Below are 14,265 nucleotides of genomic sequence, written 5' to 3' on the forward strand. Positions count from 1 at the left end.
CTCAGCGCGCCCGCGCCATTTCGCGGAGAAACTGCAGGGCCTCGCGCACCAGCAACTGGTACTGGGCGAGGATGTCGGCCATGCCGATCCAGACGATCGCCAGCCCCAGCACCAGGGTCAGCGGAAAGCCGATGGAGAAGATGTTCAGCTGCGGCGCGGCGCGGGTCATCACCCCGAACGCCAGGTTGACCACCAGCAAGGCGGTGATGGCCGGCAGCACCAGCATCAGCGCCGCACCCATGACCCAGCCCAGCTTGGTGGCCAGGGTCCAGTAATGATCGGTCAGCAGCCCCTCGCCGACCGGCAGGGTGACGAAACTCTCGGCCAGCACCTCGAACACCACCAGATGGCCGTTCATCGCGAGAAACAGCAGGGTCACCAGCATCAGGAAGAACTGGCCGACCACCGGCACCGAGACCCCGTTGGTCGGGTCGACCATGGAGGCGAAGCCCAGGCCCATCTGCATCGAGACGATCTGCCCGGCGATCAGAAAGGCGTGGAAAAACAGCTGCAGGGTGAAACCGAGCATCACCCCGATCAACACCTCCTGGGCAATCAGCACCACGCTGCGCAGGCTCAGCGCATCGATCGCCGGCATGGCCGGCAGCGTCGGCGCCAGCAGCAGGCAGATCGCCAGGGCCAGGTACAGGCGGACCCGCATCGGCACCAGCTGGGTGCCGATGATCGGCATACTCATCAGCACCCCGGCGATGCGGAACAGCGGCAGCAGGAAGCCACTGACCCAACCACCGATCTGCCCGGCGCTCAGCTCGAACATGTCAGCCGATCAGCATGGGGATGTTCATGATCAACATCTGCGTGTACTCCATCAGCTCGCGCGTCAGCCAGGGCCCGGCGAAGATCAGGGTCAGCAGGATCACCAGCAGGCGCGGCAGGAAGCTCAGGGTCTGCTCGTTGATCTGCGTGGCGGCCTGGAACATCGCCACCACCAGGCCCACCAGCAGGCTGGGAACGACGATGACCGCGACGATCATCGCCGTCAGCCACAGCGCCTCGCGAAACAGGTCGACGGCGATCTCGGGGGTCATGCTCAGGTCGCTCCGAAACTGGCCGCGAGGGTACCCATGATCAGCGCCCAGCCATCGATCAGGACGAACAGCATGATCTTGAACGGCAGGGAGATGATCAGCGGCGAGAGCATCATCATACCCATGGCCATGAGGATGCTGGACACCACCAGGTCGATCACCAGGAACGGGATGAAGATCATGAAACCGATCTGGAACGCGGTCTTCAGCTCCGAGGTGACGAACGCCGGGATCAGGATGGTCAGCGGGGCCTGGTCGGCACTGGCGATGTCGGTACGCTTGGACAGACGCATGAACAGCTCCAGGTCGCTCTCGCGGGTCTGCGCCAGCATGAAGTTCTTGATCGGCACCTCGGCCTTGGCGATCGCCTCCTGGGCCGGCAGCTGTTCATTGAGGTAGGGCTGCAGGGCGTCCTGGTTTATCCGCTCGAATACCGGCGCCATGATGAACATCGTCAGGAACAGCGCCAGGCCGACCAGGATCTGGTTCGACGGCGTCTGCTGCAGGCCCAGGGCCTGGCGCAGGATGGAGAACACGATGATGATGCGGGTGAAGCTGGTCATCAGCATGACGAACGCCGGAATGAAGCTCAGCGCCGTCATGATCAGCAGGATCTGCAGGCTGACCGAATATTCCTGCTGCCCCTGGGCGTCGGTGCTCAGGGTGATCGCCGGGATCGACAGCGGATTCTCGGCGCCAAGGGCCAGCGGGGCGGCCAGCGCAAACACCAGGGCCAACAGCAGACGCATGGCGCTCATCAAGTCCTGTCCTTCTGATCCTTGCCCAGCAACTCCATCAAGCGCTGGGCGAACTCGGTCGAGGCCGGCTGGCCGTCGGGCAAGGCTACCGGCTCGGCCAGCACATGCAGCGGGGTGATGCGCCCGGGCGTCAGGCCCAGAAGGACCTGCTCCTGGCCAACCTGCACCAGCACCAGACGATCGCGCGGGCCGAGCGCCTGAGTGGCGAGAATCCTGATCACCTGGCCACCGCGCGGCCCGACCTGCTGAACCCGGCGCATCACCCAGGCCAGCAGGAAGATCAGGCCGATCACCAGCAGCAGGCCCAGCAGCAGCTGCAGCAACTGCCCCGCCATGCCGCTTTCGGCCAGGGACGGCGCGGCCGGCGCCGCGGGCTCGGCGGCCCAGGCCGTCAGCGGCCAGGCCAGGATGACGCCGATGAACGTGCGCATGCCTAGCGCAGCTTCTTGATGCGTTCGCTCGGGCTGATCACGTCCGTCAGGCGAATGCCGAACTTCTCGTTGACCACCACCACCTCGCCATGGGCGATCAGCGTGCCGTTGACCAGCACGTCGAGGGGCTCGCCGGCCAGGCGGTCCAGTTCGATCACCGAGCCCTGGTTGAGCTGCAGCAGGTTGCGAATGGTGATGTCGGTATTGCCGACCTCCATGGAGATCGACACCGGAATGTCGAGAATCACGTCCAGGTTCGGCCCGTCCAGGCTGACCGGCTGATTGTTCTTCGGACCGCTGCCGAACTCCTCCATCGGCGCGCGCGGCGCGGCCGGGGCACTCGCGCCACTGGCGGCGAGCATGGCATCGATGTCGTCCTGGCCGGCATCACCGGACTCGGACAAGGCTGCGGCCCACTCGTCGGCCAGAGCCTGCTCCTCGGGAGAGGTGTTTTCGTTGCTGTCGGCCATCGTTTGTCCTCGACTGGCGGGTAACTGGATTGCCCAGCGCTTAGCGCTGGCGCTCGATCGGTTCTAGTACCTGGAAGGCCAGGTTGCCCTTGTGCGCGCCGAGCTTGACCTTGAAGGCCGGTACGCCGTTGGCGCGCATGACGATATGCTCGGGCATCTCCACCGGAATCACATCGCCGGGCTGCATGTGCAGGATGTCGCGCAGCTTCAGCTGGCGCCGCGCCACCGTGGCGCCCAGGGGCACACGGACGTCGATGATGTCCTCGCGCAGGGCCTTGACCCAGCGCTCGTCCTGGTCGTCGACGTCGGACTGGAAACCGGCGTCGAGCATCTCGCGGATCGGCTCGATCATCGAATAGGGCATGGTCACATGCAGGTCGCCGCCGCCGCCGTCCAGTTCGATATGGAAGGTCGACACCACGATGACCTCGCTGGGGCTGACGATATTGGCCAGCGCCGGGTTCACCTCCGAGTTGACGTACTCGAAGTTGATGTCCATGACCGCCTGCCAGGCCTCCTTCAGGTCGATGAATGCCTGGTCCAGGACCATGCGCACCACGCGCAGTTCGGTGGGGGTGAATTCCCGGCCCTCGATCTTGGCATGACGGCCGTCGCCGCCGAAGAAGTTGTCGACCAGCTTGAACACCAGCTTGGCATCGAGGATGAACAGGCCGGTGCCGCGCAGCGGCTTCATCTTCACCAGGTTGAGGCTGGTCGGCACGTACAGCGAATGCACGTACTCGCCGAACTTCATCACCTGCACGCCCCCCACCGCCACATCCGCCGAACGACGCAGCAGGTTGAACATGCTGATGCGGGTGTAGCGGGCGAAACGCTCGTTGATCATTTCCAGGGTCGGCATGCGCCCGCGGACGATGCGGTCCTGGCTGGTCAGGTCATATTGCTTGACGCTGCCCGGCTCGGCGGCGTCCTCGGTCTCGACCAGGCCGTCGTCGACGCCATGCAACAGGGCATCGATCTCATCCTGGGAGAGCAGGTCTTGCACGGCCATGTCCGACTCCTGATTACTGCAATACGAGGTTGGTGAACAGCACTTGCTCGACGGCCTGCTTGCCCGTCTCCTTCTGCGCCAGCTCCTGCACGCTGGCGGTGGCCTGCTGGCGCAGCATTTCCATGCCGACCGGGGTGGTCAGGGCCTCGAAATCCTGGCTGGAGAACAGCATCACCAGATTGTTGCGCAGCACCGGCATGTGCACCTTCAGGGCGTCCAGCGCGGCCTGGTCGCGGCTCATCAGGGCAACGCTGACCTGCATGTAGCGCGGCCGCCCCTGGTAGTCGAAATTGACCACGAAGGCCGGCGTCAGCTCTTCATAGATCGCCGCCTGTTTGCCCGGCGCGCTCACCGCTGCGGGCGCCTCGGCACTGGCCTCAGCCTGGTCGCCATCCTTCTTGAGCAGGAACCAGGTCCCGCCGACCGACAGCCCCACGGCCAGCAGCAGCGCCACGACGATCAGGATGATCAGTTTCATCTTGCCGGCCGGTTTCGCCTCGGCGTCTGCCGAAGCCTGCGGCTCTTCTTTCTTTGCCATGCCAATAATCCGTCAATGAGCGGCGTTTAATCCGCTTTAAAGGGGTTTGAGCAAGTGTTATGCCAGCTCGTCGACAGGTCGTACTGCCATGCCGCCCAGGGCCGCCAGTGCATCCGTGGCCGCCACCGGCTACGGCCGCGCGGCCGGCCTGGGCAGCGGATATATCAGGCCCACAGGCCGATGTCACGCGCAAACGACCCCGCCCGGCAGCCTTGCGGCTATCGGGCGGGGCGCAGTGTAGGACACCGGTACGACAGACTACAGCAACGATTCGGCGCTCAGCGGCCGACGCGCACCCTAGGCGTAATAGTCGACCAGGCCACGGGGATTGCCCTGGAGCCGAACAGGCTGCTCGACCGCGGCGGCGGCGAACTCCTCTTCGCTGCCGCCGAGCGCCGACTGATTGCCACCACGACCGCCGCCGTTGCCCTCCTGACCTTGCCAACCGCGGCTCAAGGACTGATCGGAGACGTTGACATCGAGCATGTTCATGCCCTGCTGGGCAAACAGCTCGCGCAGGCGGTGCATCTGCCCCTCCAGGGCATCCCGGACAGCGGCATTGGGGCTGGCGAACGTCACCTGAGGCTGGTCCTGCGCCATGTTGATGCGCACCTCCAGGCGGCCCAGTTCGGCGGGGTCGAGCTGGATTTCGGCCGACTTGAGGTTCTGGCTCGACAGCCACATCACCCGATCGACCACGGCCTCGCTCCAGCCCCCCTGCTGCATCGCCACCGGCTGCCCCGGTACCAGGGCGGCACGCGGGGTCAGCGCGCTTTGCTGGCCGATTGCCTGGCTCAGCGCGCTGAGCTTGCCGACGAAGTTCTCCGGCCGGTTGTCAGCCGACCCCTCCTTCAGGCTTTCCAGGCCCTCGGCGGTCAGCTCGAGCAACGGCACCTCGACTGACTCCGCGCCACCCTCCTGGGCCTGCTTCGCCCCCATGGCGGCCATGGCGCTGGCAAAGCCCTGGCCGACATTGACCACGGCCTGTGCCGTCGAATTGCTCGCGACAGCCTGCTCAACCTGGCCGGCCTGAGCCTTGGCCCCGAGGTCCAGGGCCATGCGCACGGCCGGCAGCTGGTTCAGGGCATCCAGTTCGGGGTCGAAGCTGGCCTCGGTCAGACTTGCCGGCCCCGAGCCGATCAGGCTGGCCGAGGGCATCGGCATGACAGTATCCGCCTCCGCCACCTCGTCGATGGCTTCGTCGGCGCCCGGCTGCTGGCCGACGAGCCCCATCAGCAGCAGCGGATCGAAGGCTTGCGGCTCCGGCGGCGACTCGCTCGGCAAAGCCTTGCCGCTTTCGGCAAGTGGCGGCGACTCGGCGGCAGCGGCGCCTTGCGGCTCACCGGCGTCGTCCTCGTCGGACTTTGTCTCGCGAGTGGACCGGGCCGGAGCGTCGGTACGCTCGGCAGTGTTGGCCTGGCGCTCCTTGGCATAGACCTGAGCGAAGCTGGAGGCCTCGTTCTTGCCAGGCTCGGCCGGTTTGGCCGGGGCTTTCGCGGGCGGAGTTTTCGGCCTGACTTCAGCAGCCGGTTTGAGGAGCAGATCGGGGGCGACGGACACGGGCACTCTCCGTTCGGATGGGTCGTGCCTAGGTAACAGCAAGGACTGGGCCAACTATTCGAAAGTATGTCGCGGCGGCGTCCGTGGTGCGCGACCACTGCCAGGCCTGCGAGCGACGCGTCTAGTGGCGGTAACGCTGACGCTCGGCCCTGAACAGGATGCGCACGATGGCGAACTCGCGCTCGATCTGCTCGATCAGTTCCGCTGTCTGGCTCAGCTGCTCGCGCCGCGCCGCCTCCTCCAGCTGCCGGCACAGGCCGGCGAGCAATGGCGCGCCCATGTTGCTGCAGCTGCCCTTGAAGCTGTGCGCGGCCTGGCGCAGGGCCTGAGCGTCCGCCGCCCGCTCCGCCTTATGCAGCAGGCGCAGGCGCTCCTCGGAATCAGTCAGGAAGGTATCCAGCAGCACCGGATACTCCGCTTCCATGACGTCCTGCAGCACCGCCTGCACGGCGCTGTCGAGATGGCTATCGGACACCCCGGTCACTCCTTGATCGAAACGAGCGCGATTATGCCTCATCCCGCCAGGAAAACTCCACGCACACGCCCCGGCCATCGGCCGGCCAGGTACAACGTTCGCTCAGCTGGCGCACCAGGGCCAGGCCACGTCCGCAGAGGCGATCCAGACGCATCTGCCGCTCCAGGGTCGCCTGCCCATCGAACCCCGGGCCGCTGTCCTCGACCCGCACGATGAGCCGGCCACCCGGTGCCTCGGGACGCAATTGCAGGTGAAAACGCACATACCCCTCGTCGAGTCCGGCCAGGCGCTCGCTGCGCTGCCGGTAGTACTCGGCAAAGCCCTCGGCATCGCGCTTAAACGCCGAGTTTAGGCCCAGCACGCCGTGCTCCAGGGCATTCGAATAGAGTTCGGCCAGCACGCTGTACAGCGCGCCCCCCTGGGGGCGCAGGCCCTGGACTTCGAGCAGCAGTTGCAGGAGAAACGGCAGAGGATTGAAACGCCGCAAGGTTTCGCCGCGAAACTCGAAACTCGCCGACCAGTCCAGCGGGTTGTTCTGCCCGCTGCCGGAAAACGCCAGGGGCGGTCGGCTCAGCGCATCGGCCTCGACCATACTGACCTCGACCAGGCTGATGTCATCTTCCTGCTCGCCGCGAAAGCGCACCAGGGCCTGCTGAATGTGCTCGAAGAGCCGCTCCGGCGCGCAATTCTCGGCAAATACCTCGAGCAGACGCTGCTCACCGAACAGCTGGCCGTCGTCGTTGCGCGCCTCGAGCACCCCGTCGGAAAGCAGGAAGATCCGGTCACCCAACTCCAGCGGGTAGACCTGATACTCGTCGTCGAACGCCTGGGTCTCGAGGATGCCCAGCGGCAGGTGGCGGGACGCCAGGGCAATGCGCTCGCCGCCAGCGGCACGCTGCAGGTAGCCATCGGGCAAGCCGCCACTCCACACCTCGACCTCACGCCGCTGGGCGCTCAGGCAGAGCATGGTGGCGCAACAGAACATACCCACCGGCAGGATACGCTTGAGCTTGGCGTTCATTTCGCGCAGAACCTCCGCCAGGCTGTAGCCCTTGGCGGTCATGCCATAGAACACCTCGGCCACCGGCATCGCGCCGATGGCCGCCGGCAGGCCATGCCCGGTGAAATCCCCGAGCAGCACATGCATGCCGCCACTGGGCTTGTAGGCCGCCAGCAGCAGGTCGCCATTGAACAGCGCATAAGGGGATTGCAGGTAACGGATGTTCGGCGCATTCAGGCAACCGGAGTGCGCCACCTTGTCGAATACCGCCTTGGCCACGCGCTGCTCGTTGAGCAGGTACTCGTTGTGCCTGGCGATCAGGTCGCGTTGCTGCAGCACCGTATCCTGCAGGCGCCGCAGGCGATCCATCGCCTTGATCTTGGCTTCGAGTATCACCCGGTTATAGGGCTTGGCGAGAAAGTCGTCGCCGCCGGCCTCCAGGCAACGCACCAGGGCCTCGCCCTCGGTCAGGGAGGTCAGGAAGATGATTGGCACCAGCGCCTCGCCAGCCATCCGCTTGATCCGCCGAGCCGCCTCGAAGCCGTCCATCACCGGCATCAGCGCATCCATCAACACCAGCTGTGGACGCTCGCGCTCGAACAGCTCGACCGCCTCCAGGCCATTGCTCGCGGTCAGGGCGCGGTGGCCCTGACGGCTGACGATGGTCGATAGCAGCAGACGATCGGCCGCACTGTCCTCGGCGATCAGAATCGATAGCGGCTGCGCGATGATTGCCGACATGCGCGTCAGGCGATCTGGAACAGCTGCTCGAAATTGGAGATGGCGAGGATCTTGCGCACGTCCGGATTGCAGTTGAGCAGGCGAATCTGCGCGTGCTCGCCTCCGGCATGGTCGCGCAGCAGCAGCAGCATGCCTAACGCCGAGCTATCCAGGTAGGTGGTGCCCTTGAGGTCGACGATATAGCGCTCGGGACTGAGACTGGCGCGTTCGTAGGCATCACGAAACTCTTGATGCGCACCGAAATCGAAACGTCCTTGAATCACTATGGTCAACTCTTGCCCATCAGGCGATGGCAGCGAGGTGATGGCCATGAATCACTCCTTTATCCAGCGACACGGTCGATAGCGCACCGGTTGAATATCGGCGAAGCGCCGATCCCTATGCACAACCCGCAGGGATTAGATGTAGCACCCAGAACCGCCAGCGGCAACTGCCAATCAACCTGAGTCGCGCGCTGACAGACGCTGCGAAAGCTCATCGAGCAGTTTCTGCTCGCGCTTGTCTTCGAGCTGACGGGCTTCGTCGAGGTAGCGCTGGACCAGCTTGCGCAGGCCCTCGAGACGGGCGTAGCGCTGCTGCCAGGTGTCGCGCAGCTTGTCCAGGTTGGCGCGGTGCCAGTCCACGCTCTGGCGCTGCTGGCCGATGGCGGTTTCCAGCTGGGCGAGAAAGCGCTGGTAATTCATCAGCCATTGCCCGGACACCCCGCGCTGGCCCTCGCTGATCCATTGCTGCTGGTAATCGCCACGGTAGTGCTCGAGCTCGCCGAGCTTGACCTCGGCCTGGCGCAACTGGCCCTGGGCCCGCCCCAGCAGCACGGCCGCCTCACGCTCGGCGCGCTCGGCCATGACGACCACCGGCGCCAGGCGCGCGGCACGGCTGCTCGACACTTAGCCTCCGGGCGCCGCTGGATTGAAGGTGGCCGCCAGCTGGGCGCTGCTGCGCTCGAGATCTTCGCTTTCACCCAGACTCTGGCGCAGGTATTTGACCATCACCGGCTGGCGGGCGATGGCCAGGTCCGTGTCGGCATCGCCACCCGGCACGTAGGCGCCGACGCTGATCAGGTCGCGGCTCTGCTGATAGCGTGACCAGAGCTGCTTGAAACGTTGGGCCTGACGCAGGTGCTCGGGCGTGACCACCTGCGGCATCACCCGGCTGATCGACGCCTCGATATCGATGGCCGGGTAGTGCCCCTCTTCGGCCAGGCGCCGCGACAGCACGATATGGCCGTCGAGCACCCCGCGCGCGGCGTCGGCGATCGGGTCCTGCTGATCGTCGCCCTCGCTCAATACCGTGTAGAAGGCGGTGATCGAGCCGCCACCGGCCTCGGCATTACCGGCGCGCTCGACCAGCCTGGGCAGCTTGGCGAACACCGATGGCGGGTAGCCCTTGGTCGCCGGCGGCTCGCCGATGGCCAGGGCGATCTCGCGCTGGGCCTGGGCGAAACGGGTCAGCGAATCCATCAGCAGCAGGACGTTCTTGCCCTTGTCGCGGAAATACTCGGCGATCCGCGTGCAATACATGGCCGCACGCAGGCGCATCAGCGGCGCGTCATCGGCCGGCGAGGCGACCACCACCGAACGCTTGATCCCTTCCTCGCCGAGGATCTCGTCGATGAACTCCTTGACCTCACGACCCCGCTCGCCGATCAGCCCGACCACGATGATCTCGGCCTCGGTAAAGCGGGTCATCATGCCCAGCAGCACGCTCTTGCCGACGCCGGTGCCGGCGAACAGGCCCAGGCGCTGGCCGCGCCCGACCGTGAGCAGGCCGTTGATGCTGCGGATGCCGACATCCAGCGGCTGGTCGATCGGGTGGCGCTTGAGCGGGTTGATCGTCGGCCCGTCCATCGGCACCCAGTCCTCGGCCTTCATCCCGCCCTTGCCGTCCAGCGCGCGGCCGGCGCCATCGAGCACCCGGCCGAGCATCGAGCGGCCCATCGGCAGGCGTCCGGTGTCCGGCAGCGGCACCACGCGGGCGCCCGGGGCGATGCCGGCCAGGCTGCCGACCGGCATCAGGTAGATCTTGCCGTTGGAGAAACCCATCACCTCGGCCTCGACCTGCACCGGGTGATAGCTGTCGTCGTTGATCACCAGGCAGCGGCTGCCGAGGGCGGCGCGTAGACCTTCGGCTTCCAGGGTCAGGCCGACCATGCGCAGCAGACGCCCTTCCACCACCGGCTGCACCGGCAGCTGCACGGCCTCGCTGTAGCCGGACAGGCGCTTGGCGAAGCTGGTGCGCTCAAGGCGCATCGGCCGACTCCGGCGTGGCGTCCAGGTCGATCTGCAGATCGGCCTCCACGGGATTGGTGACCTGTTCGCGCTGCTGCTCGAACAGTTGCTTGAGCGCCTGCTCCAGGCGCGTCTCCATGCTCGCGTCGATGCGGCTGTGCTCGCTCTCGACCCGGCAACCGCCGGGCAGCATGGCGTCGTCCTCGACAATCCGCCAACTCTCCTCGTGGCGCTCACGCAGGGCCTTGATCACCTCGAAATCCTGGGGATTGAGGTGGATGCGCACGTTGCCGGCGCCCATCGGCAACAACTTCAGCGCCTCGCGCAGGACCTGGCGAATCTGGCTGGAGTCGCTGCTCAGCTCACGCTGGATCACCTGGCGGGTCATATGGCTGACGAGGTTGACCATGGCGATCTCGAGCTGCTGATCCTGCTCGGCGATCGGCTCGAACAGCTGGCTCATCAGGCGCTCCAGAACGGCCAGTTTGTCCGCCAGGGCCGCATCGGCCTCCTGCTTGGCCTTCAGTTGCCCGGCATGAAAACCGTCCTTCTCGCCAGTGGCGAAGCCCTCGTTGTAGGCCTCCTGGCGGATGGCCTCCAACTCGTCCAGCGTCAAGGGCTTGACGTCTTCCAGGGGGACGTCCTCGACATCGGCCTGGCTCTCGGCAGCTTGCTCCTCGCCTGCCTGCGCCTCGGCGACCTGCTCGGCCGTCTCTGCGCCATCATCGAAACTGGGCAAGGCCCAGCGATCGAAGGCCCCGAGATCCTTGGCGCGAATCAGCTCGCTGGCCCCTTGCTTGTCCGCCATGGCTTAGACCATCTCCTCGCCGCCCTTGCCACCGAGAACGATCTCCCCCGCTTCGGCCATGCGCCGGGCGATGGTGAGGATTTCCTTCTGTGCGCCCTCGACGTCGCTGACCCGTACTGGCCCCTTGGCCTCCAGGTCGTCGCGCAGCAACTCGGCGGCACGCTTGGACATGTTCTTGAAGACCTTGTCCTTGATCGCCTCGTCGGCCCCCTTGAGCGCCAGCACCAGGACGTCGGAGGACACCTCGCGCAGCAGCGCCTGGATGCCGCGATCGTCGACATCGGCGAGGTTGTCGAAGACGAACATCAGGTCCTCGATCTGCGTCGACAGGTCCTCGTCGATCTCGCGGATCGAATCCATCAGCTGGCCTTCGGTCGAGCTGTCGAGGAAGTTCATGATGTCGGCGGCGCGCTTGACCCCGCCGAGGGCGGCGCGGGTGGTGTTGGCGCTGCCGGAGAACTGCTTCTCGAGAATCAGGTTGAGCTCCTTGAGCGCCGCCGGCTGCACGGTGTTCAGCGAGGACACGCGCAGGACGATGTCCAGGCGCACCTTGTGGTCGAAGTGACTGAGCACCTCGCCGGCCTGGTCGGGGTCGAGGTAGGCCACGACGATGGCCTGGATCTGCGGGTGCTCGTAGCGGATCACGTCGGCCACCGCCCGCGGCTCCATCCACTTCAGGCTGTCCAGGCCGCTGGTGCTGCCGCCCAGGAGGATGCGGTCGATCAGGTTGCCGGCCTTGTCCTCGCCGAGGGCCTGGGTGAGCATCTTGCGGATGTAGCCATCGGCGCCCACGCCCAGACTGGTCTGATCGCCGACGATGTCGACGAATTCGCCCATCACCTGCTCGACCTGTTCGCGGTGCACGTTGCGCATGCCGGCCATGGCCACGCCGACCTTCTGCACCTCCTTGGGCCCGAGGTGGCGCAGCACCTGGGCCGCGTCGGTCTCGCCGAGGGAGAGCAGGAGAATGGCGGCCTTGTCGACCTTGTTCAGCTTGGCGGCGGTACGATTTTCACTCATCGGCGTTGATCCACTCTTTCACGACCTGGGCAACGCGGCCCGGGTCTTCGGCAACCAGGCTCTTGATCGCGTTGAGCTGCGCATCATACCCCTCGGTCGGGCTGGGCAGGAGGATGCTCTGCGGGCCGCCGAGGCTGACCCGATCGGCGGACAGTTCGCCGTCCAGCCCGCCCATCTCGCCGAGTTCGACGTCGCCATTGCGCCCGCTGCCGGAATAGCCATTGGCCTTGCCGGCGCTGGTGATGTTGTTGAGGACCGGACGCAGCACGCCGAACACCAGGACCAGGATGAACAGCACGCCGAGCACCTGCTTGACGATGTCCCAGAACCACGGCTGGGTGTAGAAGGCCACCTCCGCGATCTCCTCGCCCACCTCGACGGTGAAGGGCGTATTGATCACGCTGACGCTGTCGCCGCGGCTGGCGTCGAAACCGACCGAGTCCTGCACCAGGCGGGTGAAGCGCGCCAGGTCGTCGTTGCTCCAGGGCACCCGGGTGGCTTCACCGGTGGCCGGGTCGAGCTTGAGCTGGTCGTCCACCACCACCGCCACCGACAGGCGACGCAGGCGCCCCTGCTGCTGCTTGGTGTAGCTGATCGAGCGATCCAGCTCGAAGTTGCGCGTGGCCTGCTCGCGCTTGTCCGCCGGGTATGGCGCCAGCATCGGCTGCCCGGTCATCGGGTCCATGACCTGCTGGCCGTTGGCATCCAGCAGCGGCTGACCGGGGGCCACGGCATTCGGCGCGGCCGCGCCGCCGGCCTTCTCCGGCGCACTGGCGGCGCCCGGTGGCTGGTTGCTCAAGGCACCCGGCACGCCCTGGGGCGTCATGCCGGCGCTGCGCTGCTCGCTGACCTGCTGCTCGCTGCGCAGGGCCGGCTGGTCCGGGTTGAACATCTCCGAGGTGGATTCCACCGCACTGAAGTCGACGTCGGCCGAGACCTCGGCCTTGTAGCGGCCGCTGCCCAGCACCGGCTGCAGGATGTTGTGCACGCGCTGGGTGAGCAGGCTCTCCATGCGGCGGCTGTAGTCGAACTGCTTGCCGGCCATACTCAGTTCGGACAGCTCGCGCTGATCGGACAGCAGGTTGCCCTTCTGGTCCACCACCGTGACCTGGGCCTTGTCCAGTTCCGGCACGCTGGTCGCCACCAGGTTGACGATGGCCATCACCTGGCTCGGCTCCAGGGCGCGCCCCGGATACAGCTCGACCAACACCGACGCGCTGGGCTTGCGCTCGTCGCGCACGAACACCGAGCTCTTCGGGATCGCCAGGTGCACGCGGGCGCCCTTGACGTTGTTGAGGCTGGAGACCGTGCGCGCCAGCTCGCCCTCCAGGCCACGGCGGTAGCGGGTGGCCTCCATGAACTGACTGGTGCCGAGGCCCTGCTCCTGGTCGAGGATCTCGAAGCCGACACTCTTGTCGCTGGGCGCCACCCCGGCCGCGGCCAGGCGCATGCGCGCCCGCGCCAGGTCCTCGGCCTTGACCAGCAGGGCACCGGAGTTGGGCTCCACGGTATAGCTGATGTCCGCCGCCGCCAGGGTTTCCACCACCTGGGAGGCGTCCATGCCGTTGAGGCTGCCGTACAGCGGACGGTAGTCCGGCTGCTGCGACCAGAGCACCACGGCGAAACCGATCGCCACACTGGCGGCCAGGCCGACCAGCAGGCCGATCTGCCGCAGCATCGACATGTCGGACAGATTTTCCAGAAAACTCAGGCCGAAGAGCGGTTTCTTCGACTCGTCGCCGGCGCTGGTGGCGGGGACTTTTGCGGCAAGGGCATCGGCCATGATTCAGAACCTATCCTTAAACCGGCATCTGCATGATGTCTTGGTACGCCTGAACCAACTTGTTGCGCACCTGGGTCATGGCCTGGAAGGACACGCTGGCCTTCTGCGAGGCGATCATCACATCGGTCAGGTCGACGCCGCTCTGGCCCATCTCGAAGGCGGTGGCCAACTGGTTGGAGGTCTGCTGGGTTTCGTTGACCTTGTTCACCGCCTGACCAAGCATTTCAGAGAAGCTCGGTGCGCCCGGCTCCGGCGTGCTGGCAACCGGCTTCTGCCGCGCCATGGCCTCGGCTTGCATGGAGCGCATTTCCAACATCAGGCGATTGAATTCGACACCCTGGCTCATAACCTTTCCTCCACTGGCCGCGGATTTTTGACGCTACGCGGCGCTT

Annotated in this window: 17 protein-coding genes; all 17 read right to left on the bottom strand. The window is 66.0% G+C overall.

Going from position 1 to position 14,265, the window contains the following annotated elements; genetic code table 11:
- Position 1: 1 nt before the first annotated feature.
- The 17 genes from fliR to fliE all read right to left on the bottom strand — a co-directional run bounded on the left by fliR (position 2) and on the right by fliE (position 14,219).
- Positions 2 to 778 carry a flagellar biosynthetic protein FliR gene (fliR, locus tag ACSX1D_RS13820; RefSeq protein WP_439859044.1) on the bottom strand — a complete coding sequence of 259 codons (777 nt, stop codon included), beginning with the start codon at positions 776 to 778 and terminating at the stop codon, positions 2 to 4.
- A 1-nt stretch (position 779) separates the two neighbouring features.
- Positions 780 to 1,049 (bottom strand): flagellar biosynthesis protein FliQ, encoded by a 270-nt coding sequence (fliQ, locus tag ACSX1D_RS13825; protein WP_255837892.1) that lies wholly within the window; start codon positions 1,047 to 1,049, stop codon positions 780 to 782.
- Positions 1,050 to 1,051: 2 nt separating this feature from the next.
- On the bottom strand, positions 1,052 to 1,807 hold the full coding sequence (fliP, locus tag ACSX1D_RS13830) for a flagellar type III secretion system pore protein FliP (protein WP_439859045.1): 756 nt from the start codon (positions 1,805 to 1,807) through the stop codon (positions 1,052 to 1,054).
- The gene (gene fliO, locus ACSX1D_RS13835; RefSeq protein WP_439859046.1) at positions 1,807 to 2,238 is read right to left on the bottom strand and encodes a flagellar biosynthetic protein FliO; all 432 of its coding nucleotides are present in this window, start codon (positions 2,236 to 2,238) and stop codon (positions 1,807 to 1,809) included. The genes fliP and fliO overlap by 1 nt, the downstream gene beginning before the upstream one ends.
- Positions 2,239 to 2,240: 2 nt before the next feature.
- Positions 2,241 to 2,708, bottom strand: coding sequence for a flagellar motor switch protein FliN (fliN, locus tag ACSX1D_RS13840; RefSeq protein ID WP_439859047.1), 468 nt, complete (start codon positions 2,706 to 2,708; stop codon positions 2,241 to 2,243).
- Positions 2,709 to 2,748: 40 nt separating this feature from the next.
- On the bottom strand, positions 2,749 to 3,720 hold the full coding sequence (fliM, locus tag ACSX1D_RS13845; protein ID WP_439859048.1) for a flagellar motor switch protein FliM: 972 nt from the start codon (positions 3,718 to 3,720) through the stop codon (positions 2,749 to 2,751).
- A gap of 13 nt (positions 3,721 to 3,733) precedes the next feature.
- Complete coding sequence (fliL, locus tag ACSX1D_RS13850; RefSeq protein ID WP_439859049.1) at positions 3,734 to 4,258, bottom strand: flagellar basal body-associated protein FliL; 525 nt, start codon at positions 4,256 to 4,258, stop codon at positions 3,734 to 3,736.
- Between the two features lie 297 nt (positions 4,259 to 4,555).
- The gene (locus ACSX1D_RS13855; protein WP_439859050.1) at positions 4,556 to 5,818 is read right to left on the bottom strand and encodes a flagellar hook-length control protein FliK; all 1,263 of its coding nucleotides are present in this window, start codon (positions 5,816 to 5,818) and stop codon (positions 4,556 to 4,558) included.
- 121 nt (positions 5,819 to 5,939) lie between these two features.
- Positions 5,940 to 6,293, bottom strand: coding sequence for an Hpt domain-containing protein (locus ACSX1D_RS13860; RefSeq protein WP_439859051.1), 354 nt, complete (start codon positions 6,291 to 6,293; stop codon positions 5,940 to 5,942).
- A 31-nt stretch (positions 6,294 to 6,324) separates the two neighbouring features.
- Entirely contained in the window at positions 6,325 to 8,034 is a 1,710-nt protein-coding gene (locus ACSX1D_RS13865) for a SpoIIE family protein phosphatase (RefSeq protein ID WP_439859052.1), read from the bottom strand.
- Positions 8,035 to 8,039: 5 nt separating this feature from the next.
- Entirely contained in the window at positions 8,040 to 8,345 is a 306-nt protein-coding gene (locus ACSX1D_RS13870) for an STAS domain-containing protein (RefSeq protein ID WP_439859053.1), read from the bottom strand.
- A 126-nt stretch (positions 8,346 to 8,471) separates the two neighbouring features.
- Positions 8,472 to 8,921 (bottom strand): flagellar export protein FliJ, encoded by a 450-nt coding sequence (fliJ, locus tag ACSX1D_RS13875; protein ID WP_439859054.1) that lies wholly within the window; start codon positions 8,919 to 8,921, stop codon positions 8,472 to 8,474.
- Positions 8,922 to 10,283 (bottom strand): flagellar protein export ATPase FliI, encoded by a 1,362-nt coding sequence (gene fliI, locus ACSX1D_RS13880; protein WP_439859055.1) that lies wholly within the window; start codon positions 10,281 to 10,283, stop codon positions 8,922 to 8,924.
- A complete protein-coding gene (gene fliH, locus ACSX1D_RS13885; RefSeq protein ID WP_439859056.1) occupies positions 10,273 to 11,070 on the bottom strand; it encodes a flagellar assembly protein FliH in 798 nt (265 codons plus the stop codon). The genes fliI and fliH overlap by 11 nt, the downstream gene beginning before the upstream one ends.
- 3 nt (positions 11,071 to 11,073) lie before the next feature.
- Positions 11,074 to 12,090 (bottom strand): flagellar motor switch protein FliG, encoded by a 1,017-nt coding sequence (fliG, locus tag ACSX1D_RS13890; RefSeq protein ID WP_439859057.1) that lies wholly within the window; start codon positions 12,088 to 12,090, stop codon positions 11,074 to 11,076.
- Entirely contained in the window at positions 12,083 to 13,873 is a 1,791-nt protein-coding gene (gene fliF, locus ACSX1D_RS13895; RefSeq protein ID WP_439859058.1) for a flagellar basal-body MS-ring/collar protein FliF, read from the bottom strand. The genes fliG and fliF overlap by 8 nt, the downstream gene beginning before the upstream one ends.
- Positions 13,874 to 13,889: 16 nt before the next feature.
- Positions 13,890 to 14,219, bottom strand: coding sequence for a flagellar hook-basal body complex protein FliE (fliE, locus tag ACSX1D_RS13900; RefSeq protein WP_439859059.1), 330 nt, complete (start codon positions 14,217 to 14,219; stop codon positions 13,890 to 13,892).
- Positions 14,220 to 14,265: the final 46 nt, after the last annotated feature.

Source organism: Pseudomonas sp. MBLB4136, from assembly GCF_051904765.1.
In the GTDB taxonomy this organism is placed as follows: domain Bacteria; phylum Pseudomonadota; class Gammaproteobacteria; order Pseudomonadales; family Pseudomonadaceae; genus Aquipseudomonas.

Excerpts from the sequence above, each read along its gene's own strand:
- fliQ (WP_255837892.1), bottom strand. The coding sequence starts at position 1,049 with ATGACCCCCGAGATCGCCGTCGACCTGTTTCGCGAGGCGCTGTGGCTG.
- fliN (WP_439859047.1), bottom strand. The coding sequence starts at position 2,708 with ATGGCCGACAGCAACGAAAACACCTCTCCCGAGGAGCAGGCTCTGGCC.
- fliO (WP_439859046.1), bottom strand. The coding sequence starts at position 2,238 with ATGCGCACGTTCATCGGCGTCATCCTGGCCTGGCCGCTGACGGCCTGG.
- ACSX1D_RS13870 (WP_439859053.1), bottom strand. The coding sequence starts at position 8,345 with ATGGCCATCACCTCGCTGCCATCGCCTGATGGGCAAGAGTTGACCATA.
- fliR (WP_439859044.1), bottom strand. The coding sequence starts at position 778 with ATGTTCGAGCTGAGCGCCGGGCAGATCGGTGGTTGGGTCAGTGGCTTC.
- fliE (WP_439859059.1), bottom strand. The coding sequence starts at position 14,219 with ATGAGCCAGGGTGTCGAATTCAATCGCCTGATGTTGGAAATGCGCTCC.
- fliL (WP_439859049.1), bottom strand. The coding sequence starts at position 4,258 with ATGGCAAAGAAAGAAGAGCCGCAGGCTTCGGCAGACGCCGAGGCGAAA.
- ACSX1D_RS13865 (WP_439859052.1), bottom strand. The coding sequence starts at position 8,034 with ATGTCGGCAATCATCGCGCAGCCGCTATCGATTCTGATCGCCGAGGAC.
- fliP (WP_439859045.1), bottom strand. The coding sequence starts at position 1,807 with ATGAGCGCCATGCGTCTGCTGTTGGCCCTGGTGTTTGCGCTGGCCGCC.
- fliG (WP_439859057.1), bottom strand. The coding sequence starts at position 12,090 with ATGAGTGAAAATCGTACCGCCGCCAAGCTGAACAAGGTCGACAAGGCC.
- fliH (WP_439859056.1), bottom strand. The coding sequence starts at position 11,070 with ATGGCGGACAAGCAAGGGGCCAGCGAGCTGATTCGCGCCAAGGATCTC.
- fliI (WP_439859055.1), bottom strand. The coding sequence starts at position 10,283 with ATGCGCCTTGAGCGCACCAGCTTCGCCAAGCGCCTGTCCGGCTACAGC.
- fliF (WP_439859058.1), bottom strand. The coding sequence starts at position 13,873 with ATGGCCGATGCCCTTGCCGCAAAAGTCCCCGCCACCAGCGCCGGCGAC.
- fliM (WP_439859048.1), bottom strand. The coding sequence starts at position 3,720 with ATGGCCGTGCAAGACCTGCTCTCCCAGGATGAGATCGATGCCCTGTTG.